This window comes from Paenibacillus sp. J22P143 (genome assembly GCF_059692035.1).
Map to the genome: position 1 here is coordinate 1 of NZ_JCAUAQ010000024.1, position 25,029 is coordinate 25,029.

Sequence of the window (25,029 nt, forward strand, 5' to 3'; positions counted from 1 at the left end):
GTTCGAGTCCCCTACGGGTCACCATTTTCAAATCCCATGGAGGCTTAGCTCAGCTGGGAGAGCATCTGCCTTACAAGCAGAGGGTCGGCGGTTCGATCCCGTCAGCCTCCACCATTAACTTCATATGCCGTTGTAGCTCAACTGGTAGAGCAACTGACTTGTAATCAGTAGGTTGGGGGTTCAAGTCCTCTCGACGGCATGTTATTATTGGGGATTAGCCAAGCGGTAAGGCAACGGACTTTGACTCCGTCATGCCAAGGTTCAAATCCTTGATCCCCAGCCATTTTAATCTTGAGTCATTAGCTCAGTTGGTAGAGCACCTGACTTTTAATCAGGGTGTCGTAGGTTCGAATCCTACATGACTCACCATTTGCCTTTTTTACAATGTGCGCGTATGGCGGAATTGGCAGACGCACTAGACTTAGGATCTAGCGGGTGACCGTGGGGGTTCAAGTCCCTCTACGCGCATTAAATCCTCAAATATATTCATATACTTGAGGTACCCTGCGGAAGTGGCTCAGCGGTAGAGCATCGCCTTGCCAAGGCGAGGGTCGCGGGTTCGATCCCCGTCTTCCGCTCCAAATTAATATGCGCCCTTAGCTCAGCTGGATAGAGTATTTGACTACGAATCAAAAGGTCGGGAGTTCGAATCTCTCAGGGCGCGCCATTCTTCATTATAAGTTATAACGTATCGGGACGTAGCTCAGCTTGGTAGAGCACCTGCTTTGGGAGCAGGGGGTCGCATGTTCAAATCGTGTCGTCCCGATCATTTTTCAAAACTACGCGGGCGTAGTTTAATGGTAGAACTTCAGCCTTCCAAGCTGATCGCGCGGGTTCGATTCCCGCCGCCCGCTTAAAAGAGAGAGCCACCTTCGGGTGGCTTTTTCTTTTGTATAGGGAGAATTAAACCAATGGTTCAACCGAAAGAGAGAGCCATCCAAAGGGTGGTTCTTTCGATATATCCAATTGAAAGTTATCAGGGGACGTAAAGCGGAGCGTTTTAGAAGAATGAGAAGAACGTAGAATCTTACCAATACATTAATTACCACCGGAAAACGTACGGTTTTTTTTATTTAATACTATGTGTAGCGGTCAGATTGTGGTAAAATATTCTGAAATGAGTTTTTATAGCGACTAGCTTTTGCAGAGAGAAGCATTAATGCATCATAGTGAATAGATGGGGTGGAGAGTAATGGTAGAGAGTGAGATCGTCCTACAAAAACAAAGTGCGAATAATCTGCTACGCAGAGATGTTCGGTTTCTTGGACACATACTAGGCGAAGTTCTTGTACATCAGGGCGGAAGTGGTCTGCTGGATGTCGTTGAAAGAATTCGTGAAATGAGCAAGTCGTTAAGAGCACATTATGTCATAGAGATCTATGATGAATTTAAGAAAACGATATCTTCACTAGATCCGGAAATTCGCCATCAAGTGATACGAGCTTTCGCTATATACTTCCAACTAGTTAATATTGCTGAACAAAACCATCGTATTCGTCGTAAGCGTGACTATGAGCGCTCTTCTGGTGAATCTGTACAACCAGGTTCGATTGAGAGCATCGTACAAGAGCTGAAGAATACGCATATTCCTTATTCCGAGGTGCAAGAAATTCTTAAAGCGATCTCTTTGGAGCTCGTTATGACAGCACATCCAACTGAAGCTATGCGTCGTGCAGTGCTCGATATTAACCTGCGCATTTCTGAAGATATGATGAAGCTGGACAACCCTAATCTAACCTACCGTGAACGCGAGCAATTGCGTGAGAAGTTGCTAGGTGAAGTGCTTAATTTGTGGCAAACGGACGAGCTGCGTGACCGTAAACCGACGGTAATCGACGAAGTGCGTAACGGACTGTACTATTTTGACGAGACGCTATTCGATGTACTGCCAGAGGTTTATCATGAGCTTGAGCGTTGTTTAAATAAATATTACCCAGAAGACAAGTGGCATGTGCCATCCTTCTTGAAATTCGGTTCATGGATCGGTGGAGACCGTGACGGAAATCCATCTGTGAGAGCGAATGTGACGTGGGAAACACTTGGTTTGCACCGTCAATTGGCTTTGCAAAAGTATGAGGAAATTCTGAAAGAATCCCTTGCGCATATGAGCTTCAGCAAGAACATTGTGAATGTGAGCGATGCGCTAATCAACTCCATCCAAAGTGATCGTGATGCGATGGGGAATGTTCAGGATGTTTGGCGCAATGAGAAAGAGCCGTACCGAATTAAAACGACGTATATGATCGAAAAGGTTCATAATACGGGCAATACTAATGTATCTGCTGCACAGAAGTACAATACCCCTGAAGAGTTCATTCAAGATTTGCAAATCATGGAGGCTAGTTTGCGTGCGCATTTCGCAGATTATGTCGCTGATAAATATATTAAGAAGCTGATTCGCCAGGTGGAGCTATTCGGCTTCCACTTAGCTGCTCTGGACATTAGACAGCACAGTAAAGACCATGAGAATGCGATGACTGAAATTTTGGCGAAAATGGGTATTACACCGGATTACAGCAAGCTTTCCGAAGATGAGAAGATTTCATTGCTCACGAATGTGCTAAATGATCCGCGTCCAATCACGTCAACGTATTTGGATTATACGGATGGTACGCAGGAATGCTTAGATGTCTATCGTACCGTAGGTAAAGCGCAGAAGGAATTCGGACGCAACTGTATTAACAGTTACCTGATCTCGATGACGCAAGGTGCGAGTGATCTGCTTGAAGTTGTTGTTTTTGCCAAAGAGGCCGGCCTATACCGCAGAGAGAGCGATGGAACTGTAACGAGTACGGTTCAGTCTGTTCCGCTTTTTGAAACGATTGACGACCTTCATGCGGCACCTGGTATTATGAGCACGTTGTTAGCGATCCCTGCTTACCGAGCTAGCCTTGATCCTGAAACACAGCTGCATGAAATTATGTTGGGCTATTCCGACAGTAATAAAGACGGCGGTGTGATTACAGCGAACTGGGAGCTTCGCATGGCGCTTCAGGATATCACAGAGGCAGCGAAGAAATTCGGCGTGAAGTTGAAGTTCTTCCATGGTCGTGGTGGTGCATTGGGTCGCGGCGGCATGCCGTTGAACCGAAGCATTCTGGCACAACCGGTTGAAACGCTGGGTGGCGGTATCAAGATTACGGAGCAAGGTGAAGTTCTATCTTCCCGTTATTCCCTACAAGGGATTGCTTACCGTAGTTTGGAACAGGCGACTTTCGCGTTGATTACAGCATCCAAGCTGTCCCGTTCCCCGCAAAGACACCCACTAGAAGACAAGTGGGAGAACATTATGCGCGGCATTTCGGAGCAAGCACAAACGAAGTATCAAGATCTTATTTTCAGAGACGAAGACTTCTTAACATTCTTCAAAGAATCCACACCGCTTCCGGAGATTGGTGAGCTGAATATCGGTTCCCGTCCATCCAAGCGTAAAAATAGCGATAAGTTCGAAGATTTGCGTGCGATTCCATGGGTATTCTCTTGGACGCAAACGAGATACCTGCTACCGGCATGGTATGCGGCAGGCACAGGCTTGCAAAGCTTCGCTCAAGGTAATGAAAACAACCTATCGGTTCTTAAAGAGATGTATGAGGACTGGTCATTCTTCCGCACCATGATTGATAATCTGCAAATGGCGTTAGCAAAAGCAGATCTTCTGATTGCGAAGGAATACGGCAGCTTGGTGAAGGAATCCGCGATTGCAGAGCGCATTTTCAACCTAATCAAGGACGAGTACGAGTTGACGTCCTCTATTATTTTGCAAATTACAGGTCAGCAAGAGATTCTGGATAATGTTCCTGTGATTCAAGAATCCATCAAATTGCGTAACCCTTACGTGGATCCGCTCAGCTACATGCAAGTTGAACTGCTTACTGAGCTTCGCGCACTAAGAGAAAACAATGAAGATGATGCGATTCTGCTTCGTGAAGTACTACTTACAATCAATGGGATTGCCGCGGGACTTCGGAATACGGGCTGATCCTTTACGACAAAATAAGAAAAGCAACAGGATGATAAAGTCGGGGGCCTTGCAGCAATGCAGGCAGCTCGGCTTTTCCTGTGATTACGGGAATTGCCCAAAGACAGGAGGTGCGCGGCAGCATGGGGCGATGGTTGGCAATAGTCCTTGTTCTAATTGGAGCTGCAAGCTATGGCTTGCTTTCCTCTTTTATAAAAATGGCTTATGATCAGGGCTTCTCAGACGGACAGATTACACCTGCTCAAATGACGTTGGGAACATTATTCGTATGGATATTAATTCTTTTTCATAAAAAATCTTGGGTGAATCCCTTCAAAGGTCCGTGGATCAAGCTTGGGTTGATTGGGATTTTTGGATTGTCATTAACGACGGTCGTTTACAATATTGCGCTGCAGGAGCTTGATGCTTCCCTATGTATTATTCTTCTTTTTCAATTTACGTGGATGACGATCGCAATGGATTGTATCGTAAAACGTAAATGGCCTAAACGAATGGAAGGCATTGCGATTGCACTCATTTTGACAGGGACGACCCTTGCTGTGAATGTGTTTGATACCAACTGGGGCGAACTCAGCATGCTGGGCATAGTATATGGACTGCTATCAGCGTTAACTTATAGTATTTTTCTATTTTTCACGGGACAAGTGGTAAGTACCCTGCCTCCGCTCATGAATTCAGCGATTATGCTGACGGCTGCATTGCCGGTTATGTATATGTTGTATCCACCGACAGTTTTTGTTCATGAAAATGGTGACATGCTTATGCTATGGGGATTACTGTTAGGCTTCTTAGGACAAGCTGTACCGACAGTTGCATTTAACATCGGCATACCTAAGATCGGCAGTACACTTGCTGCTTTATTGGGCTCTGTAGAGCTTCCTGTGGCTATTGTCGCTGCATATCTGCTTATCGGAGAGCCGATTAGCGGATTACAATGGGGTGGAATGGCCCTGATTCTTGGAGGCATTATAATTTCTGAAAACAAATCGTGATTTCTGCGTATATATTAGTTGAGGGAAATTTTTTATACAAATGGTAGTTGAATTGTCGAGAAGCCGGAGGAAAACCAATTGAACTTTGTTGAAGCACGACTGGCTAAGCTGGCCAGAAATGGGGATCGGAATGCTTTTGCGGAGCTCGTGGAGCTCTATAAAGACAAGATCTTTCATTTGGCTTACCGCATGCTGAATAACAAGCAAGAAGCCGAAGATGCCGTGCAAGAAACATTCTTGCGCGTGTATACGAATTTGCATCGCTACGATGAGAATCAGAAGTTTTCTACGTGGATTTTCCGGATAGGGACAAACTTATGCATTGATAAACTGCGACGAAGAAAGCCAACGTACTCGTTGGATGCAGAAATGACTGATGGAGAGGGCAATGATTATTATGCCATGCTGCCAAGTGATGATGACACGCCGGAGAAGCAGTTGATTGTATCGGAGACGCAGGCACAAATTCACCGAGCGATTGAGACGCTACCAGAGAAATATAAATCGGTTGTGGTGCTCAGGTATCTGCATGATATGTCCCTGCAAGAAATAAGCGATGTGCTCGACATGCCTGTGACAACGATCAAGACGCGTGTTCACAGAGGGCGTGAGTACTTACGAAAAAGGTTGGAGCAGGAGGAACAAGTTGTTAGTACAAATCCTGTTCGAATTTGAAACATATTTGAAATCGAAACGTATGGTATATCACAACATGCATAAGTAATTCTAACATTTGAAGAAAGGGGTGGCTGTATCATGCATTGTAAAGAAGCCCTCCCGCTCATACATGAATATCTCGACGGTGATTTACCAAAGACGGAAGCTCTAAGGTTGAAAGAGCACTTGATAGCCTGCCAGGCGTGTCATAATACTTTCAAACAATTGGAGAAAACGGATGCTTTGGTTAGAATGCTGCCCTCCATCAAAGTACCTCATACGTTAACTGCACAGATTATGAGCGGCTTACCACCGACGAAAAAGAAGAACACCTGGACGGAGTGGATTCGCAGACACCCTGCTGTATCGGTTGCTGTTGTTTTCGGAACGGTCATGTTCGGAAGCTTCGTATCGATGTGGGATGACGATCAGAATCTCATGGTGCAGGGAAGTAATCTTCAGGATGTCGTTATTCAAGGGGATACGGTGATTGTACCGCAAGGGCATACCGTGAATGGGGATCTTGTTGTTAAACGCGGGAAACTGAAGGTTGAAGGCGATGTAACGGGGAATGTCGTCGTCATCGATGGTTCGGTCAATCTGGCCTCAACAGCGCATATATCTGGAGAAGTCAAACAAGTCGATGAAGCATTGAGCTGGGTCTGGTATAAATTAGGTGAATTCGCAGGTAAAATCACGCCATAACGGAAAGTCCCCTTATAGCTGAGACTATAGGGGACTTTTTTTGTTTTTCAGATGGGAAAAATGAACCAATTCTCGCGCGAGGAGTCTAGATAAATAGAAGTATACCTAGGTTTATGTTATGATTCTTAAATAGAGAGAACTTTGTTAAGTCGCCTGGGGGAGAATACAATGGATTTGCTCACGAGCATTTCGGCTAAGGATATCGTCGATATACTCATCGTTAGCTATGTGATTTATAAATTGATCCTATTGGTGCGCGGAACAAGGGCCATTCAACTGATGAAAGGTATCCTCGTAGTCGTCATTATCTGGGTTATTAGTATTTGGTTCCAGTTAAGTACACTCCAATGGATGGTGAATCAAGCATTTACGTTTGGGGTGCTTGGGGTCATTATTATTTTCCAACCAGAGCTAAGAAGAGCCTTGGAGCAATTAGGTCGAGGAAAACTATTCGGCGGCAGATCTTCATCAGAAGAGGATCAAGATGTAAACAAACGAATCAGCGAAGTGATTCGAGCTGCGAATTATTTGGCCAAGCGAAAGATTGGGGCTTTAATTGTGTTTGAGAAAGAGACTGGACTTACCGACTATGTCGAATCCGGTATTGCGATAGAGAGCAAGATCAGCGGAGAGCTGTTAATTAATATTTTTATCCCCAATACGCCTCTTCATGATGGTGCAGTCATTATTCGGCAAGGTCAGCTGATGGCGGCGGGTTGTTATTTGCCCCTGTCTGAAAATCCTTTCATTTCGAAGGAGCTTGGGACGCGGCATCGTGCAGCGATCGGTATGAGTGAGGTTTCGGATGCGATGTGTGTGATCGTCTCAGAGGAGACGGGCCAAATTTCATTGACGATGAATGGTCATATCGTGCGGGATATTAAAGAGGAATCGTTGATAGCTAAGCTCTTTGAAGAGCTGAAGCCGAAAACAAAAGCTAAAGAAAAGAACCCTTTCTTGAAATGGAGGGGGCGTTCGAATGGATAAATGGTTACGTAATACGAATGTGGTACGGATTGTCGCGCTTGTTATCGGGATTCTGCTGTGGGTTGTCGTGCATATGGAAGAGACGAATATCGCCGGGAATACACCTCTGCGCGAGCGAGTAGAGACCATTAATAATGTATCGATCACAACGAAATACGATGAAACGCATTATTACATTTCGTCGATGTCTCCTGCGAATGTACAGGTGATTCTGAAAGGCAAGGAATCTTCCGTTAAAAAAGTGACGGCCAGTAATTCGTATCAGATTCAACTCGATTTGACGCAGGTCGGCAAAGGCGACCATCAGGTTACACTTTCACCTTTAGGGATACCTTCGGATGTAGATGTGGAGATCGTTCCTAGAACGGTCCACGTTGTCATAGAGGAGCTACAGATGAAAGAAGTACCTGTGGTTATTAATGTCAAAGGAACGCCAGCAGCAGGCCTCAAAGCGGGACAACCTATTGTGAAGCCAGGCAAGGTGTATATTACGGCACAGACCAGTAAGCTTGATCAGATTGAGAATGTCCGCGGCGAGGTCTCCGTAGATAAAGCACAATCGGCGGTAACGAAACAGGTCAGACTCCAGGCCTTCGACAAAGAAGGTAAAGAAGTCACACTTAACATCAATCCTTCGGTTGTGGATGTTGAGGTGCCAATTACAAGTCCGTTCCAAACGATTCCGTTACAGCTCAAAATAAGCGGAGAACCGCCTAAAGGCTATGCGATCTCGATGGTCACGCAAACCCCTGATAAGGTAACGGTATACGGTGCGCAAGATGTCGTAGATCGTCTGGAATTCTATCAAGGGCCGATCCTTAGTCTGCAAGATCTGAAGGAAACGAAAGATTTTGCACTGGACATTCCTCTGAGGAATAAAGTAACTCAATTGGATCCTGCGAAGGTGACGGTCCATGTTGAGGTTGTGCCTTCGATCACGAAAGCCGTAGAAAATGTACCGATTACGATCATTGGGCAAAATGAGAATTATGTAACCAAAGTTACACAACCAGCGTCGGCTACCTTGAATATTACAGTAGAAGGTGCTCCTACCATTATTGATCAATTGAAAGTTCAAGATATTCAAGCGATACTAGATGTAAGTAATTTACCGCCAGGGAAGCATGAATTGAATGTTACTTTGAATATGCCTACCTTTGTGAAGCTCGGGCTTCCGCAAGAAGTGAAGGCGATCGTTGAAATCAGCGAGAAAAACGTAAAAGCTACAAATCCTTAAATGGGGAATAGAGAAAGAGGAGAATTCAAAAATGGGGAAATATTTCGGTACAGATGGTGTGCGCGGTGTCGCGAATGGCGAGCTCACGCCAGAATTAGCTTATAAAGTAGGACGTTGCGGCGGGTATGTATTAACAAGACAGGCAAAGCATCCGAAAGTCGTGATCGGGAGAGATACACGGATTTCGGGGCCGATGCTGGAAGCATCCCTCGTAGCAGGATTGTTGTCGATTGGTGTTGAGGTGATTCGAATTGGTGTGGTGAGCACGCCAGCGGTTGCTTATTTGACGAAAAAGCTAGGCGCTGACGCGGGCGTTATGATCTCCGCTTCACATAATCCGGTTGAGGATAACGGGATTAAATTCTTTGGGGGCGACGGCTTCAAGCTATTGGATGAGACGGAGCTTGAAATTGAACAGCTGCTGGATGCAGCTGTGGATGAACTGCCTCGCCCAGTCGGCGGCGAGATTGGGACGGTTTCGGATCAGCCAGATGCGAAGCACCTTTATCTGGCGTTCTTGAAGGAGACGGTGTCGAAGTCGTTCGACGGCGTGAAGGTTGTGTTGGATTGTGCTCATGGCTCGGCCTATGAGCTGGCTCCTTTGATTTTCCGCGAGCTAGGAGCGGAAGTGATCACCATCGGCGCAGAGCCGAATGGGCGCAACATCAACGATGATTGCGGCTCCACCCACCCGGAGACGCTTCGCGCCGAGGTGGTTAAGCATGGCGCAGCCATCGGGTTGGCTTTTGACGGCGACGCGGATCGTCTGATCGCGATCGATGAAAAGGGCGATGAAGTCGATGGCGACTTCATCTTGAGCATTCTTGGCGATGCGCTGAATCGCAAAGGGAAGCTGAACCACGGCACCATCGTGACGACGGTGATGGCGAACATTGGCTTTTTCAAAGGGATCGAAAAAGCGGGCTTGAAGGCTCTGCAAACGGCTGTAGGCGATCGCTACGTGATGGAAGAGATGCGTAAAGGCGGCTATAACCTAGGCGGGGAGCAGTCCGGTCATGTTATTTTCCTAGATTACATCTCGACTGGCGATGGCATTCTGACAGCATTGCAATTAGTGAATACCCTTGTTGAATCTGGGCGTAAGCTTAGCGATTTGAAAGGGATTATGCGTAAATTCCCGCAATTGCTCGTCAACATTCGAGTGGCTGATAAGAGCAAGTTGAAGGATAATGCTATTATCGAAGAGGCGATCCGTAAGGTGGAAGATGAGCTTGGCGATAACGGCCGCGTGTTGGTTCGTCCATCGGGAACTGAGTCTTTGATTCGAGTTATGGCCGAAGGTCCAGACAAAGAGCAAGTTGAAGCGTATGTACACGATATTGCGAAGGTCATTCAAGAGCAATTGGTATAATCATAGGTTGCTAGTCCCCCATTTTGCTAGAAAATAGCGGGGTGGGGGATGAGGCATGCCAAAAACAAGTTGCATTGCCAGGATAAAATGCATATGATGAAGTTACTCAAGAAGGAAAGGCAGGGCAGAGGTTATTCGCAACAAATAGCGCCAGAACTTACAAGCGGGACGGAAATGTAGCCGATAGGCTGCTACTACGCGGTGAGTTGACGAGGTGAAGGTGTTCGAAACATTCGGCGGGGACCTTCCGGCACGAGGAGTGCCGTTAAGTTGGAGAGCAAAATCGTTCGGGCGACCGGGCAGACAAGTATCCAACATCTATTATTTTTTGACATGTACACGTAATGAACGCCCTTATAGATGGTTTATTTAGTTATGGTTGGTATTGAATTGAGATCCTTGACAAACAGCCCTTGTAGAAGAGGCTTATAAAAATTTGGAGGTTGTAACTATGTGCGGTATCGTTGGTTATATTGGAAAGCGTAATTCTCAGGAGATTTTATTGGAAGGCCTCAAAAAGCTCGAGTATCGAGGCTATGATTCTGCTGGGGTTGCGGTGTATACGGCGGATGGTTTGCAAATTAAGAAGGCCAAAGGCCGTATTGCGAACTTAGAGTCGAAGCTGGGTGAAACGCCTTTGAACGGAAGCGTTGGCATCGGGCATACACGTTGGGCGACACATGGTAAGCCTTCAGACGTGAACTCACATCCTCACACCGATAATTCACTGAAATTCTCCGTTGTGCATAACGGCATTATTGAGAATTATATTACGCTGAAAGAAGAATTGATCGCGAAGGGCCATGTTTTCGTATCGGAGACGGATACAGAGGTTATTTCGCATTTGATCGCGAGTTTGTACGAGGGTGATATCCTCAAAGCGGTTCAGAAAGCCGTGAAGCACATGACAGGTGCGTTTGCGCTTGGTGTTTTGACAGAGTTCGAACCGGACCGCCTCGTTGCTGTGCGTCAAGCGAGCCCGTTGATTATCGGGATTGGCGAAGGCGAGAATTTCATTGGTTCCGACATTCCAGCGATTCTAGAGTATACACGCAATGTGTTCATTCTAAATGATGGCGAAATGGCGCTATTAACGCGGGATGCTGTCGAACTAATGACTTTAGAGGGGAATTTTATTTCCAGGGAAATGTTCCATGTCGATTGGGATATTGTTACGGCGGAAAAAGCCGGATTCGATCATTTCATGTTGAAAGAAATCTATGACCAACCGAAGGCGTACCGCGATACGATGGGAAGTCGTATTTCACCTGACGGTAAGAGCGTTACGTTGAATGAGCTTTCGATTACGCCAGAGGCGATTCGCAACATTAGCCGTGTGCATATCGTGGCTTGTGGAACGGCGTTCCACGCTGGAATGGTTGGGAAATATGTCATTGAGAAAATGGCGCGTATTCCGGTCGAAACGGATGTAGCGTCTGAATATCGTTATCGTTCCCCGATTATCACAAAGGATACGCTCGTGATTGTCGTGAGCCAATCCGGTGAAACGGCGGATACGTTAGCAGCATTGCGTGAAGCGAAGCGTTGCGGAGCGCACGTTTTGGCGATTACGAATGTTGTAGGAAGTTCGGTTGCTCGTGAAGCGAACGATATCATTACAACATGGGCAGGACCGGAAATTGCGGTAGCTTCGACGAAAGCGTACACGTCGCAATTGATTGCGTTCTACCTGCTTGGTCTGCATTTGGCACAAACACTAGGCACGCAAACGGCTGAGGAAATTGCTGATGTCATTGCAGCAATGAAGGAGCTGCCTGCGCAGGTTAGTGAAATCTTGGAGCAAGCGGAAGCATTGAAGGTTGTTGCTGAAGAGATGGCGAAGCATGATAATCTGTTCTTTATCGGCAGAGGCTTGGATTATGCAGTAGCGCTTGAAGGCTCCTTGAAGCTGAAAGAGATCTCTTACATTCACTCCGAGGCATATGCAGCGGGTGAGTTGAAGCACGGCACACTTGCGCTGATCGAGGATGATATTCCAGTGATCGCGTTAGCGACACAGCACGAGCTGCTCGAGAAAACCGTGAGCAACATTAAAGAAGTGAAGGCGCGCGGCGCGAATGTACTGGGTATTGCCGTGGAAGGTGAAACCGAGCTGCAGAAGTCGGTAGACAGCACGTTCATTATTCCGAAAACGTTGGATGTGTTAACTCCTGCGTTGTCTGTGATTCCTTTGCAGTTGCTGTCTTACTACGCGTCGTTGGCGCGTGGGAATGATGTGGATAAGCCGAGGAATTTGGCGAAGAGTGTGACGGTGGAGTAGGGTTAAAAACTCAGTCCCTCCTGTCCTGTGTTCAGTGAAAATAAAGTATTAGACTGTGAAAATAAAGTTGTAGACTACATGGCGTTTATGCAGATAACTAACACAAGAATTAGACATCATGAACAAAGCTCAAACCCTGCAATTATGTTACATAATTGCAGGGTATTTTTTTATAGTTTGGAGTGGATACCATTGAATCTTGGAGAAAAAGTCAGATATATACAAAGGACAAATGAACTAAACCAGAAGGATTTCCCAATCAGAATTGGCGCCTCACAAGGAACGTTAAGCGATATCGAACGCTGCGTATGCCTTCCTTCGTGTGAGACCATTAGTGCACTTTAGAAGCAGATTCAATTGTGATCTGAATTGGCTTCTTTCAGATACCGCCGCAGATAGCTCGCCCTGTCTCTGCTCACCGCTCCCTTAATATTGATTGGTGATATAAACTATTATAAAGGCTGCATCGTCTAATTAATGATTCCAAATGAACGGAGTGCTGCTATTGTTGAACAAAAGAGATATGCTTATATTCATATCCTTTGCATTCATGCTTGTTTCCTGTCAAGGAAATCCGGCTCAAGGACCGGAGGATGGCGATTCTCTTGTGTCTGCCGTTAAGCCGTTAAAGGCCGATCTGATTCAACCAAATGGGACAAATGTGGCAGAACGCATTGCAGTTCCCAAAGGTTTCGAACGGATAACTGTTGAGACTGGATCATATGAAGAATATATACGTCAAATTCCTCTTAAGCCTCATGGCTCCAAGGTTCATTTATTTAACGGTGAGTTAAAAGCTAAAGAGGTTTACGAAGCGGTATTGGATGTAGATGTGGGGGATCGGGATCTCCAACAATGTGCCGATTCGGTGATGAGATTGCGAGCGGAATATTTGTACGGTAAGGGATTGTATGACAAGATACATTTTAACTTTACCAATGGCTTCAAAGCTGATTATGCAACCTGGACGAAAGGAAATAAAATTGAGGTTTCAGGGAATAAGGTTACCTGGGTGAAACGTGGAGTCAGATCCACTAGCTATGAGGGGTTCCGCAGCTATCTGAATATGGTGTTTGCGTATGCAGGCACTCTATCCTTGGCAAAGGAGATGAAGCATATAACGCTATCGGATATGCGACCCGGAGATGTTTTCCTTGAAGGCGGATCACCAGGACATGCGATTGTAGTAATGGATATGGTCCAGAATCCCAAAAACGGCGAGAAGCTCTTTCTCCTGGCTCAGGGATATACGCCTGCACAAGAGATGCACATTTTGGAGAACCCTGCTAATGGAAAGGGAAATCCCTGGTACAATATCTCCTTTGGAGATAAATTGCAAACACCGGAGTGGAAATTTACGAATGAGCAGCTGTTTCGATTCTATAATTGAGGCCTCAAGGGTGAATAATGTAGTTAAATCCTACTGTTAAGTATGACATTGAACTCCAATGAAAATTAATTCCGCTAAAACCTCAAAAAGACAATAATAAAATAGACCTAGCCGAATGATTTTTAAAGTACGAAAGGCCTTTCAATCCTAAAAATAAAAATGAGGCTGGTGTAACAACCTGAGTAGGATTAATTCCCAAAAGGGAGCGACAATCTGTGATGCAGCGCTTGTGCTGCAGTATGATGGGTAACGTTAGTTCAATCAAACCCACAACAGTCTAAGACTTTATATTTCAATTCCTAGCCCGCCGCGGGCTTGATTTTTTGGCCAGTCTAAAACTTAAATTGAATAGGCTGGCGATTTTCAATGTCAGAAACCGCATTAGATCAAGCAGCCCAGTCTATGACTTTATTTTCAAAGAACATCCTGTCTAGTGATATAAAAGTTGTGAACCAGTAAAAAACTGTGGAACCAGTAAAGAATGTAAATTATCTAGGGCTGTCCTAATACCATAATTAGGATGGCCCTATTTTTTATAAACGGGGTAAATAAATGAATACTATTGGTAGTACTCAAAAAATACGTCTATTTGTATAACCTTCTAAATCTAGTTTCTGGCTAATCAACAGGCGTGATCATATTGTTCTAAGTTGTATTTTTCGATTTAACGAACAACTTTAATGTGATTTGATTGAAGTTGGTTGTAACAAGTGTTATTCTAACAACGGTAAACTCGAACGCTATACTCTTCCATACATCTAATAATAGTCACTATTTTAGTTATAAAGAAAGGTAATACTATGATAAAAGTTGAAAACTTATCCTTTTCATTTCCGCAAAAAGAACTATATACAAACATTTCATTCACGCTTGAAGAGGGACAACATTGCGCTTTTATAGGAACAAGTGGCAGTGGGAAAAGTACACTGATCGAAATACTGATGGATCCAGAAAGATATTTGTTTGATGGCAGGTTAGAGATGGACCCAACTTGCACAATCGGGTATGTAAGTCAGTTCTCACAACCAGAGAAAACGGAAGAAACAACTGTTTTCGAATATATAGGAGAAAGATTTATTAAGATTCAAAATGACATACAAACGATTTGCACGGAAATGGAAACCTCATCGGATATTGACTCGTTACTAGAAAAGTATCAATTCGCTTTAGATGCATTTGATTCAATTGGTGGGGAAGATTTTGAAAGCAACATGAATAAGAAACTAAATCTAGCAAACCTCATGAAGCTAAAAGATCTTAAGGTATCCGACCTGAGTGGTGGGGAATTCAAACTTATTCAAGTGATGAAGGAAATGCTGAGTAGTCCAGACTTGATGATTATGGATGAACCTGATGTATTTTTAGACTTTGAAAACCTAAATGCGCTTAAAAATCTTATTAATTCTCACAAAGGCATGGTGCTAGTTGTAACGCACAACCGATATCTCTTGAATCATTGTTTCAACAAAATTATACACCTTGAAAACACGGAGATCCAAGAGTTTGATGGGCGGTATATTGAGTATAATTTCTCCTTACTTCAGACAAAAATTGAGTTGCAAGAAATCGCAGTCGCTGAACAAGAAGAAATTGAGAGATACGATAACATTATTGATAATCTTAGAGCTATCGCAACGTATAATTCAGAAGCATCTAGAGGTAGAGCGTTAAAAGCTAGAGTTAGGTTTCAAGAGAGATTGGAAGCGCGTAGAATTAAAGCGCCATTTGTTGATATTAAGCAACCGAATATCCGTTTAGATATTGATAATGAAATTGAAGACAGCGTTGTTATAAATGTCAATAATTATCGTGTTGCCTTTGATGAGTTGCTTTTAGAAAATGTTAACTTTGAGATAAAATCTACGGATAAAGTAGCCATTATCGGTCCAAACGGTACCGGGAAAACGACGTTACTCCGAGATATCTTTAAAAATAATCAGGATTCAATTGAAATAAATCCCGATGTTAAAATGGCTTATTTATCTCAGATTCAAGGCGAAGTGCTAAAGGGTTCTAATACCATACTAGAAGAATTCATCGATGCTGGGTTTAAAACGTATGATGAGGTTAGATCGTATATTTCAAACTACGGCTTTGAAGGAGAAATCGTTAATCAAAAGATAGAATCTTTATCTGGTGGAGAAAAAAATATACTTCAATTGGCTAAAGTTTCTGCCAGTAAAGCAAACGTATTGCTTCTTGACGAACCGACAAGTCATTTGGACACTTATACACAAATAGCACTGGAGAAAGCCATTGAAGACTATAAAGGTGCGATTCTCATGATTTCGCATGATTTCTATTCTGTGGTAAATGGGATGGATTATGTTTTAATCATTGACGATAAGACGATTAGAAAAATGAGTATGCGAAAATTTAGACAGATGATTTATGCTAGTCATTTTGATAGAGACTATTTAGAAGCGGAACAAAATAAAAAATCAGTTGAAACGAAAATAGAATTGGCTTTAAAAGAAACTAATTTTGAACTTGCAAAAGTATTGGTTGATGAACTAGAAGAGCTGATTAAGTTGCTTTAAATCAGAACGCACTGATTGAAATGATTACAAGAATCAATTTAATTGTACTGGGATTTACGGCTACTCCGGATCGAATGGATGGTAAGAAGGCTTAAATCTTGGGGTGAATGGCAGCCATCCAATAAGAACGTGAAGTCAGTTACAGCTAACCATACTTTTAATTTTTCGCGTTTATCATATGCCGCGGTAAACCCAATGAAATCAATAAAAGTCGTGAACCAGTAAAAAATCATGAACCTCTAAGTCAGTCCCGGTGAGTATTATTATTCATCGGGACTATTTTTTTTAGGAGTGATACATATCGAAACAATAATCAAGTTGACTTCGCTAATGAAATTGGAATATCGCAGGCAACGCTTAGCGAGTTGAAGGAAGACCTTACTGCACGCTCAGAGTGGCTTGCCCCCTAGCAATAACCAATGGCATAGGATTGGCAATCAAAAATAACCTTTGACAAAACAGGCATTTCTATTTAATAATCAAATTGTGAAGTGTAACATGTTACAGATCACAGAATAAAAAAACAAAAGGAAAATACTCAATGACAACGTTTTCTCAAATCGAAAACATCTTGACGGTTGATAGAGTTTATAAAGAACTTAAAAATGCGATTTTTACGCGTAAGCTTTCACCTGGTCAAAAATTAGATATATTCGAGTTAGCCGAGCAATTTAACGTAAGCAGGACTCCCATTAAAGAGGCTTTTAACCGCCTGCATCTTGAAGGGTTACTTATGATTAAGCCGCGTAAAGGTACATATGTCACAGAAATCGATCTGCTTAAAATTACAGAAGTGTTTGACGCTCGTCTTTTATTTGAGACATGGGCTGCGAGAATTGCTGTTACAAAAGCAACGGAAGATGACTTTGTGGTACTGCGGAAGTTATGCCATGATATGGACGTTTATTACGAAATGAAGCCGTTCAATTCCATGAGTTTCAATGATTTGGATATTCAGTTTCATCTTCATATTATGAAGATGGGACAGAATGAATGCATATTGGAGTTGTATAAAGGACTTAACGCACATAGAATTACGGAACGAGCTTTTTTCGAAAATGCTTACTCGAAAGCGGAGTTAAGTCATCATCAACATCACGAAATCGTCGATGCCTTCGAAAAGAGAGATGAAGCTTTAGTGGTTGAGTTGGTAACGAACCACATTCTTTCTGGCAAAGAAGCATTGCTTCAAACTCGGTAATCATGCTGTTGAAAGACAGCTTGTTTTATACTTATTAACATGTAACATGTTACATGTTAATAACGCATACATATAATTTTGAGAGGATGATAGAGGATGCAAATAAATGAAAAGGTTTATGCGGCCAAATTGATGCTCAGTGATACGATTCCCTTATACACCTATCTCGTCAAGGGCAAGGATTTCTCGATATTAATCGATTCGGGCATATCTGCTATGTTCCCAGATATCGTTGGAATGGTAGAGGAATCCAAAACATCAGAATTACGCTTTCTCTTCAATACGCATCCACACGCAGACCATATTGGGAGCAACAAGCATTTAAAGGAAAAATATGATTTATTGGTTGCTGCGCCAGTTGGCTCCGAGCGATGGATCGAAGATATGGAATACCATTATGAGCAATTTTGCTTACCTTTTCCCGAGATATTACCTCATTCGGAGGAAACGAAACGAGACATTCTCGGATTAATGGACGGGGGCTCGAAAGTAGATCTTTCCGTAACAGAGGGTTTGACGATTAAGTTGGATGAAGAAACACAATTAACGACGTTGTCATTACCTGGCCATATGATGTTTGAAATCGGTTTCATCGAACACAGCACGAATACGCTCATCTTGGGCGATGCCATTACCCTCTATGAAGGCGGCCTTTTCCCAGGTCACTACAGTCCAAAGCAATACAGGGCAACGGTTAAAAAACTATCCGAGCTGAATCGTAAACATCGATTTAATCAAGTGCTTACAGCACATTTTGACCCGACAGATTCGGAAGGGCTGAACAATCACTTGATCGGGGTTCATCATATGATCGACCAGGTGGATTGGACAATTCATCAGATACTGGGGGAAGCAGCTGAACCGCTTTCTCTGGAACCAATTTGGAGAGAGGTGTGCAATCGGATGGGCCGTATCTACGAATTCCGGGGACTTGCCATGGTGCATGGGCATTTGACCGAAGCCGTTCAAGACGGAAAAATTGTTCAAGTCGGCGACACGTATAAAGTTCAACAAGTAACTAATATGAAGAGAGCGAAGGTGGAAGACATGAATAGAGAGGCAAGCTATTTTGACGAGTTGGCAAAAAATTTAAATTCCGCGGTTATTTCAGATATTTTAGATGATTTGGGCTATAGGAATCAATCCATGGATCGTTCGATCCGGCCGCTTGGGCGGAATATGAAAGCAGTAGGCCGTGCGTATCCCGTGCTTGCAAGTGATATTTATGAAATACCTGAGAAGTTCTACGACGGGCTGATTGATTCCTTAGACGCCATTATGCCCGGCGATATTTACATGGTAAGTCTGCCCTCGGGTAGAGCAGCCGTTTGGGGAGAATTAGTTTCCAATGCAGCTATAGCGCGTGGAGGAAGAGGCGCCATCGCAGATGGCAACATTCGGGATACGGAAAAAATCGAGGAGCTTGGCTTCCCCGTATTTTCTTCCGGCTATGCGCCCCGAGACACCAAAGGGCGTAACCTCATCCTGCAGCATAGAGTACCGATCGAGTGTGGCGGTGTTCTGGTACAGCCAAATGATTTCATTTTCGCTGATTTTGACGGTATTGTCGTTGTGCCTCATGCGCTCGAGGAAGAAGTGATTAGGCGCGCTTTGCAAAAAGTGTCCAGCGAAAATAAAGTTCGGGATGCAATCAAAAACGGCATGCTGGTTAGAGAAGCATTCGATACGTTCGGCGTGTTGTAGAAGGGGGAATCATTCGGTGAAATTAGGGCTTGGTTTATACCGCAGTATGCTGACGAAAGAATATTACCGCTTTGCTAAGCAAGCAGGCTGTACGCATATCATTGCACATCTTGTCGACTATTTTCCGAGCATGGCCAAAAACGGAATTCCAGCGACAGATGCCAAGAAAAATTGGGGAGTAACGACCGGAAACCTTGAGGATTGGTCCTTCGAGTCGCTCCAAAAACTGAAAGCCGAGATCAACGAAGAAGGCTTGGAATTGTATGCGATCGAAAACTTCGATCCTGCCCACTGGCATGATGTGCTGCTGGACGGGCCGCGCAGGGATGAACAAATCGAGCTGTTGAAGTCGTTCGTTCGCAATGTCGGCAGAGCTGGTATTCCTGTGATTGGTTACAATTTCAGCTTAGCTGGCGTATGGGGCCATACGAAAGGCGAGTTTGCCAGAGGCGGAGCGGTTTCCGTCGGATTCACGCCAAGCAAAGCAAGCGAGCATGCCCCGTTAACGTTGGGAGAGGTCTGGAATATGACTTACAATCCGAGCGCACTGGAAGGCACACTACCTGAAGTGTCCGCAGAACAACTTTGGGAGCGTCTTGCCGGCTTTCTTAAAGAAATAGTGCCCGTAGCTGAGGCGTCAGGCGTGCGCTTGGCCGCTCATCCCGACGATCCTCCTATGCCATCAATTCGTGAAACGCCTCGGTTGGTTTATCAGCCGCAGTTGTTTCAGAAGTTAGTGGATTTGGTGCCAAGTCATTCGAATGCGATCGATTTGTGTATGGGGACCGTTCAGGAAATGACAGAAGGAAATTTATATGAAGCGATAGATTGTTATACGCAGCAAAATAAAGTGTGTTATGTGCATTTTCGGAATGTGAAAGGCAAAGTGCCGGACTACAAGGAAGTGTTTGTCGACGAAGGCGACATCGATATGATTAAGGCGCTTCGCATTTACAAAAAGAACGGCTTCGACGGCGTGCTTATTCCGGATCATACGCCGCAGATGACCTGCGATGCCCCGTGGCATGCAGGAATGGCTTACGCCCTCGGTTATATGAAGGCAGCTATTAACATCGTAAACAATGAATAAGGTAATCGTTCAAAAGAGGACCGCGTAGCCGTTTTTTTCAGGAGGTACACCCATTGGAACTAAACTCAGAAGAACAAGTGGAACGATACGTAGAGTCTCTTGAAGGAGTAAATCTAGCGAAAGCCGAACGGTTGAGCGGCGGTGTCTCTTGTCTGGTATGGAAAGTGATATCTGGGGAACAGAGATGGGTGCTAAAACAAGCGCTCGGAAAGTTGAATGTAGACGAGGATTGGTTTGCCGACGTCGCCCGTATTGAAAGGGAGCAGCAAGCCATGCAGTTTTTGGAGCCTCTAATGCCCAAAGGAACTGTCCCTCATATTGTGCATTCAGATGCTGTCGATCACTTATATATCATGACATGTGCGCCTGATGAAGCTGTTCCATGGAAAGACAAGTTGATGGAAGGCGAATTTCATACCGAGGCCTCCCGACATGCAGGACTGCTGCTTCGCGCGATGCATGAAAACAGCAGACGGTTTGCAGAAAGCAGTCAGCAAGAGAGCTTCAGCGATATGACCTTTTTTCGCGAGCTGCGAATTGAACCGTTTCATCGGCATTTACTCCTCAAATATCCTGAGCTCAGGACAGAGATGGAAGCTCTTATAGGTGATTTGGAGGAGCATCGTATTTGTCTGGTGCATGGCGATTTTTCACCGAAAAATATGCTCGTCGATCGGGAGCAGCGACTCGTCTTACTGGATTACGAGGTTGCACATTGGGGGAATCCCGTATTCGATCTTGCCTTTATGCTTACGCATCTACTGCTTAAAGGCTGGGCGATGAATCAACAGGAAGATGCCTTGAGATTAATGGAGCAGTTTCTGGAGGCTTACGGATTCCGCGATGACACTTATGCTCGCCTAATTGGTCATACGGGTGTGCTACTACTGGCAAGAATCGACGGGAAATCTACGATCGGTTATGTCAAAGATCAAACACTGAAGGATTTGGTCAGACAGACAGCGATCAGTTGGATACAGCAACCGGATAAAGAGGTTCAAAGCAGCTTGAAAGAAGCAATGGAAGGATGAAGGCAGATTCATGAGTAAAATCGTACATGTTCAAGGACGGGAAATATTGGATTCAAGAGGCAATCCTACGGTAGAGGTTGATGTAGAGCTGTCAAGCGGTCATATTGGACGAATGATGGTGCCTTCAGGCGCATCGACAGGGCGGTTCGAGGCATGGGAGCTTCGAGACGGAGACAAGAGCCGGTACCGGGGCAAAGGAGTAAGCAAGGCTGTTGAACATGTAAATACAGTTCTTGCCGAAGCGATAATTGGACGAAATGTTTTCGAGCAAGAGCAAATCGATCAAGCGATGATCGACCTGGACGGGACAGACAATAAGTCGCGTTTAGGCGCTAATGCCATCCTAGGGATTTCGTTCGCAGCGGCTCATGCAGCGGCGAAGGCCGAGGGGAAACCGTTTTATCGCTATTTGGCGGACCGTTATTTGCCTGGAGGCACACCGTTGTCCATTCCTCTTCCGATGGTGAATATCATTAGCGGTGGGCTACATGCAGGAAAAAAACTTGACGTGCAGGACTTTCTGGCTGTGCCTGTCGGCGCTGGGTCGTATCCGCAAGCGCTAGAAATGCTCTCATCCGTTTATTGGAAAACGCAGGAGATCATCAATGAACGTGGTTATGTCGGATGGCTGCTCGCCGATGAGGGGGGCTTTGGTCCATCCTTGCAATCCAATGAGGAAGCGCTTGAGCTGCTCGTATCCGCCATTGAACGCGCAGGTCTGCGTCCGGGCGAAGATATGGCGATCGCTCTGGATATCGCATCTTCCCACTTTTACAATCAAGATAAGGATAACTACGAATTGCAATCCGAAAGTCGAATTTTGGGCGCGAATGAAATGATTGATGTTCTGGAACGTTGGTGTGATCGATATCCAATTGTATCCATTGAAGATGGCTTGGCCGAGGATGATTGGCAAGGCTGGATCGAGCTGACGAAGCGGCTTGGAAGTAAGATTCAGCTCGTAGGCGACGATCTGTTTACGACAAATCCGAATCGCATTCGGAAAGGTATTGCAGAGAAGGCTGCCAATTCGGTTCTCATCAAGATGAATCAGATTGGAACATTGACAGAAACGGTTGAAGCAGTAAATATCGCCAAGGCGGCAGGCTTCAGCACAGTTATTTCGGCGCGCTCCGGCGAGACAGAGGACGCGACATTGGCTGACTTGGCCGTAGGCCTTGCAGGCGGTCAAATTAAGATAGGCTCATTGGCACGCTCTTCTAGATTGTCGAAATATAACCAGCTCTTACGTATCGGAGAACAACTCGGCGGAGCTTATATCGGCCGTGCGGCGCTCGAACGCTAGAATCATTCATAACGGGGGATTACGTATGCGACTACTCAATAAAGTTGCTCTAATAACTGGATCGGGATCTGGGATCGGACGGGAAACGGCGCTCCGGTTTGCTGCCGAAGGAGCTAAATTGATTGTCAACGATTTGAAAGCATCAGATGGAGAAGAAACGGTTCGTTTGATCCGGGAACAAGGCGGCGAAGCGACGTTCATACAGGCGGATGTGACGAAGGCAGACGACGTGGAACAGATGGTAAACCAGTCGTTGCAAACCTACGGAAATATCGATATCTTGTTTAATAATGCGGGTATTTCCGGAGTCGGTGCGATTCATGAGCTGTCGGAGGAACTGTGGGATCGCGTTGTAAATGTGAATATGAAAGGCGTCTTTTTGCCTTGCAAATACATTGTCCCTCACATGATGGAGCGAGGATCAGGCAACATCATCAACATGTCGTCGGCGATTGCAGAAATTGGGTTGATGAGGCGAGCGGTTTACGCTGCAACCAAAGGCGCCGTGCTGACGCTGACCAAATGTATGCAGGTGGATTACGCCCCGTACAATATTCGGGTTAATGCGCTGCTGCCCGGTACTATATTGACGCCATTCGTGGAGAAATATTTAAAAGATTCGTATGCGGATCCAGAGGAAGGGCTGAATACGATTCGCAAGCGTCAGCTGACCGGAGATCTTGGAAGACCGGAGGATGTTGCGAATGCGGCCGTTTTCCTGGCGTCTGACGAGTCAAAGTTCATGATGGGCTCGCCGCTCTATATTGACGGGGGCTGTACGTTCGGCAAGATGGCTTGAAGAAGCAATAGCAACTATATATCGGTGGAGGAGTTAGACGTATGAAACTGGTTGTCGTTAACCAAGACGGGGCAACACACGTTGGGATTCAACAAGATGAGGGCGTGCGCTTGTTGAATGTTTCGCTGCAGGAGATTCTGGATCTAGGGCTCGAGGGGCTGTCTGGTCTTGAACCAACAGGTGAACTGCTGCATGAGGAGACGCTTGATTTCGCGCCGTGTGTCCCGCTGAACCGCAAAGTTATTTGTGTCGGTTTGAATTACCGCAATCACGCGAAAGAAGCTGGTTTGCCGGTGCCTTCCACTCCCGTGTTGTTCAATAAATTTTCGAACGCGCTGACAGGTCACGGGAAAGAGGTAAAACTGCCTGAAGTGACTTCACAGGTCGATTATGAAGCGGAACTAGGCATCGTCATCGGGAAGCGGGCGAAGGATGTATCCCGCGAAGAGGCGCTCAAGTACGTCTTTGGCTATTGCTGTATTAATGATTTGTCCGCGCGGGATTTGCAAGCCCGTACGAGCCAATGGCTGCTCGGCAAAAGCTTGGACGGTTTCTGTCCGGTCGGTCCTTATATTGTCACTTCTGACGAGGTAGGCAATCCGAATGAGCTCGGCATCCGATGCTTCGTGAATGGGGAACAGCGCCAAAACTCCAATACACGGGATATGATATTCTATGTCGATGAAATAGTCAGCTATATTTCTCACCATATTTCGCTAGAGCCGGGGGATTTGATTTTGACGGGAACGCCAGAAGGCGTCATGTTCGGTTATCCAGATGATCAGAAAGCGTGGCTGAAACCGGGAGACACGGTAACGGTGGAAGTCGATAAATTAGGCCGTTTAAGCAACGTGTTAATATAATAGAAAACAAGGGGCAGGATTTGCTGATAACTTGAGATTATGCTTACGAAGTCAGTTTTCTGACGAAAACTTTTAGGAGGTAGCGGATATGGATTTTCAAGGTAAAGTGGTAATTGTTACTGGTGGATCCAAAGGGATCGGACTAGGAGCTGTGCGAAGGTTTGCCCAAGGCGGGGCATCCGTTGTCCTTATTTCGCGAGGAGCTGCCAAAGAAGCCGCTGAGGCAATTCGCCAGGAGACGGGAAATGCCAACGTAATCGGGATAGAAGCGGACGTTGCCAACAGCGTTCAAGTCCAGTCTGCAGTTCAGCAAACTGTAGAAGCCTTCAATGGCGTTGATATTCTTGTCAACAGCGCCGGGGTACAGCGTTATGGTAATGTCGTTGATACGGAAGAATCTGTTTGGGACGAAGTGTTTGACATCAATGTGAAGGGCATGTACTTGACTGCCAAATACGCCATTCCAGAAATGCGCAAACGCGGGGGTGGCGCCATCGTGAATGTCTCCTCTATGCAAGCGTACGTGGCTCTAACAGGCTCAGCCGCCTACGTCGCATCTAAAGGCGCAATAAACTCGCTTACGCGGGCTTTGGCGCTTGACCATGCTTCTGAAGGAATCAGGGCCAATGTTATCTGTCCGGGTTCGATTGATACACCGATGCTGCGCTGGGCAGCGGATCAGTTCAAGGGAGAGCTGACCCAGGAAGAAATGATTCAAAATTTTGGTAAAATGCACCCGATCGGCCGTGTAGGCACGATGGAGGAAGTAGCGGAGCTTATCGCTTTCTTATGTGGAGACAAAGCAGGTTTCATTACCGGCGGAGATTATAAAATTGACGGCGGCCTGCTCGCATCGGCTGCTATTGCGCTGCCTAAATAGAATCGGAGGATGCCG

Annotated in this window: 18 protein-coding genes and 9 tRNA genes; all 27 read left to right on the plus strand. The window is 45.3% G+C overall.

Annotation, left to right across the window (positions count from 1 at the left end):
* The first annotated feature begins 38 nt into the window (after positions 1-38).
* The 27 genes from AC58PQ_RS23480 to AC58PQ_RS23610 all read left to right on the plus strand — a co-directional run bounded on the left by AC58PQ_RS23480 (position 39) and on the right by AC58PQ_RS23610 (position 25,014).
* Positions 39-114 (plus strand) — tRNA-Val (locus tag AC58PQ_RS23480).
* Positions 115-126: 12 nt separating this feature from the next.
* A tRNA-Thr gene (locus AC58PQ_RS23485) sits at positions 127-199 on the plus strand.
* Between the two features lie 9 nt (positions 200-208).
* A tRNA-Gln gene (locus tag AC58PQ_RS23490) sits at positions 209-283 on the plus strand.
* Between the two features lie 10 nt (positions 284-293).
* Positions 294-369: transfer RNA gene (locus tag AC58PQ_RS23495), tRNA-Lys, on the plus strand.
* 19 nt (positions 370-388) lie between these two features.
* Positions 389-468, plus strand: a tRNA-Leu gene (locus tag AC58PQ_RS23500).
* Positions 469-506: 38 nt separating this feature from the next.
* Positions 507-581: transfer RNA gene (locus tag AC58PQ_RS23505), tRNA-Gly, on the plus strand.
* A gap of 9 nt (positions 582-590) precedes the next feature.
* Positions 591-667 (plus strand) — tRNA-Arg (locus AC58PQ_RS23510).
* A gap of 25 nt (positions 668-692) precedes the next feature.
* Positions 693-766, plus strand: a tRNA-Pro gene (locus AC58PQ_RS23515).
* A gap of 17 nt (positions 767-783) precedes the next feature.
* Positions 784-854 (plus strand) — tRNA-Gly (locus AC58PQ_RS23520).
* A gap of 338 nt (positions 855-1,192) precedes the next feature.
* Positions 1,193-3,979 carry a phosphoenolpyruvate carboxylase gene (gene ppc, locus AC58PQ_RS23525; RefSeq protein ID WP_497245900.1) on the plus strand — a complete coding sequence of 929 codons (2,787 nt, stop codon included), beginning with the start codon at positions 1,193-1,195 and terminating at the stop codon, positions 3,977-3,979.
* A 122-nt stretch (positions 3,980-4,101) separates the two neighbouring features.
* Entirely contained in the window at positions 4,102-4,971 is an 870-nt protein-coding gene (locus tag AC58PQ_RS23530) for a DMT family transporter (protein ID WP_497245902.1), read from the plus strand.
* A 78-nt stretch (positions 4,972-5,049) separates the two neighbouring features.
* Positions 5,050-5,646 (plus strand): RNA polymerase sigma factor SigW, encoded by a 597-nt coding sequence (gene sigW / locus AC58PQ_RS23535; protein ID WP_497245904.1) that lies wholly within the window; start codon positions 5,050-5,052, stop codon positions 5,644-5,646.
* Positions 5,647-5,727: 81 nt separating this feature from the next.
* The gene (locus AC58PQ_RS23540; RefSeq protein ID WP_497245906.1) at positions 5,728-6,333 is read left to right on the plus strand and encodes a zf-HC2 domain-containing protein; all 606 of its coding nucleotides are present in this window, start codon (positions 5,728-5,730) and stop codon (positions 6,331-6,333) included.
* Between the two features lie 168 nt (positions 6,334-6,501).
* Entirely contained in the window at positions 6,502-7,320 is an 819-nt protein-coding gene (cdaA, locus tag AC58PQ_RS23545) for a diadenylate cyclase CdaA (RefSeq protein ID WP_497245908.1), read from the plus strand.
* Positions 7,313-8,557 carry a CdaR family protein gene (locus tag AC58PQ_RS23550; RefSeq protein ID WP_497245910.1) on the plus strand — a complete coding sequence of 415 codons (1,245 nt, stop codon included), beginning with the start codon at positions 7,313-7,315 and terminating at the stop codon, positions 8,555-8,557. The genes cdaA and AC58PQ_RS23550 overlap by 8 nt, the downstream gene beginning before the upstream one ends.
* Positions 8,558-8,588: 31 nt before the next feature.
* Entirely contained in the window at positions 8,589-9,929 is a 1,341-nt protein-coding gene (gene glmM, locus AC58PQ_RS23555; RefSeq protein WP_497245912.1) for a phosphoglucosamine mutase, read from the plus strand.
* Between the two features lie 451 nt (positions 9,930-10,380).
* Entirely contained in the window at positions 10,381-12,210 is a 1,830-nt protein-coding gene (gene glmS / locus AC58PQ_RS23560) for a glutamine--fructose-6-phosphate transaminase (isomerizing) (protein WP_497245914.1), read from the plus strand.
* Positions 12,211-12,715: 505 nt separating this feature from the next.
* On the plus strand, positions 12,716-13,600 hold the full coding sequence (locus AC58PQ_RS23565; protein WP_497245916.1) for a DUF4846 domain-containing protein: 885 nt from the start codon (positions 12,716-12,718) through the stop codon (positions 13,598-13,600).
* A gap of 800 nt (positions 13,601-14,400) precedes the next feature.
* Positions 14,401-16,140, plus strand: coding sequence for an ABC-F family ATP-binding cassette domain-containing protein (locus AC58PQ_RS23570; protein WP_497245918.1), 1,740 nt, complete (start codon positions 14,401-14,403; stop codon positions 16,138-16,140).
* Positions 16,141-16,681: 541 nt separating this feature from the next.
* Positions 16,682-17,341 (plus strand): GntR family transcriptional regulator, encoded by a 660-nt coding sequence (locus AC58PQ_RS23575; protein ID WP_497245920.1) that lies wholly within the window; start codon positions 16,682-16,684, stop codon positions 17,339-17,341.
* A 96-nt stretch (positions 17,342-17,437) separates the two neighbouring features.
* Positions 17,438-19,045 carry an RraA family protein gene (locus AC58PQ_RS23580; RefSeq protein WP_497245922.1) on the plus strand — a complete coding sequence of 536 codons (1,608 nt, stop codon included), beginning with the start codon at positions 17,438-17,440 and terminating at the stop codon, positions 19,043-19,045.
* 16 nt (positions 19,046-19,061) lie between these two features.
* Positions 19,062-20,135, plus strand: coding sequence for a mannonate dehydratase (locus AC58PQ_RS23585; RefSeq protein ID WP_497245924.1), 1,074 nt, complete (start codon positions 19,062-19,064; stop codon positions 20,133-20,135).
* A gap of 53 nt (positions 20,136-20,188) precedes the next feature.
* Positions 20,189-21,166, plus strand: a complete 978-nt coding sequence (locus AC58PQ_RS23590; protein WP_497245926.1) for a phosphotransferase family protein — start codon at positions 20,189-20,191, stop codon at positions 21,164-21,166.
* A 10-nt stretch (positions 21,167-21,176) separates the two neighbouring features.
* Positions 21,177-22,472 carry a phosphopyruvate hydratase gene (eno, locus tag AC58PQ_RS23595; RefSeq protein WP_497245928.1) on the plus strand — a complete coding sequence of 432 codons (1,296 nt, stop codon included), beginning with the start codon at positions 21,177-21,179 and terminating at the stop codon, positions 22,470-22,472.
* Between the two features lie 25 nt (positions 22,473-22,497).
* A complete protein-coding gene (locus tag AC58PQ_RS23600) occupies positions 22,498-23,271 on the plus strand; it encodes an SDR family NAD(P)-dependent oxidoreductase (RefSeq protein ID WP_497245930.1) in 774 nt (257 codons plus the stop codon).
* Positions 23,272-23,312: 41 nt separating this feature from the next.
* On the plus strand, positions 23,313-24,134 hold the full coding sequence (locus AC58PQ_RS23605; protein WP_497245932.1) for a fumarylacetoacetate hydrolase family protein: 822 nt from the start codon (positions 23,313-23,315) through the stop codon (positions 24,132-24,134).
* Between the two features lie 88 nt (positions 24,135-24,222).
* On the plus strand, positions 24,223-25,014 hold the full coding sequence (locus AC58PQ_RS23610; protein ID WP_497245934.1) for an SDR family NAD(P)-dependent oxidoreductase: 792 nt from the start codon (positions 24,223-24,225) through the stop codon (positions 25,012-25,014).
* The last annotated feature ends 15 nt before the right edge of the window (positions 25,015-25,029 follow it).

What these genes read in the sequence shown, in the direction of transcription:
- ppc (WP_497245900.1), top strand. Translation starts at nt 1,193, where the DNA reads ATGGTAGAGAGTGAGATCGTCCTACAAAAACAAAGTGCGAATAATCTG.
- AC58PQ_RS23530 (WP_497245902.1), top strand. Translation starts at nt 4,102, where the DNA reads ATGGGGCGATGGTTGGCAATAGTCCTTGTTCTAATTGGAGCTGCAAGC.
- AC58PQ_RS23540 (WP_497245906.1), top strand. Translation starts at nt 5,728, where the DNA reads ATGCATTGTAAAGAAGCCCTCCCGCTCATACATGAATATCTCGACGGT.
- cdaA (WP_497245908.1), top strand. Translation starts at nt 6,502, where the DNA reads ATGGATTTGCTCACGAGCATTTCGGCTAAGGATATCGTCGATATACTC.
- AC58PQ_RS23550 (WP_497245910.1), top strand. Translation starts at nt 7,313, where the DNA reads ATGGATAAATGGTTACGTAATACGAATGTGGTACGGATTGTCGCGCTT.
- glmM (WP_497245912.1), top strand. Translation starts at nt 8,589, where the DNA reads ATGGGGAAATATTTCGGTACAGATGGTGTGCGCGGTGTCGCGAATGGC.
- glmS (WP_497245914.1), top strand. Translation starts at nt 10,381, where the DNA reads ATGTGCGGTATCGTTGGTTATATTGGAAAGCGTAATTCTCAGGAGATT.
- AC58PQ_RS23570 (WP_497245918.1), top strand. Translation starts at nt 14,401, where the DNA reads ATGATAAAAGTTGAAAACTTATCCTTTTCATTTCCGCAAAAAGAACTA.
- AC58PQ_RS23575 (WP_497245920.1), top strand. Translation starts at nt 16,682, where the DNA reads ATGACAACGTTTTCTCAAATCGAAAACATCTTGACGGTTGATAGAGTT.
- AC58PQ_RS23580 (WP_497245922.1), top strand. Translation starts at nt 17,438, where the DNA reads ATGCAAATAAATGAAAAGGTTTATGCGGCCAAATTGATGCTCAGTGAT.
- eno (WP_497245928.1), top strand. Translation starts at nt 21,177, where the DNA reads ATGAGTAAAATCGTACATGTTCAAGGACGGGAAATATTGGATTCAAGA.
- AC58PQ_RS23600 (WP_497245930.1), top strand. Translation starts at nt 22,498, where the DNA reads ATGCGACTACTCAATAAAGTTGCTCTAATAACTGGATCGGGATCTGGG.
- AC58PQ_RS23605 (WP_497245932.1), top strand. Translation starts at nt 23,313, where the DNA reads ATGAAACTGGTTGTCGTTAACCAAGACGGGGCAACACACGTTGGGATT.
- AC58PQ_RS23610 (WP_497245934.1), top strand. Translation starts at nt 24,223, where the DNA reads ATGGATTTTCAAGGTAAAGTGGTAATTGTTACTGGTGGATCCAAAGGG.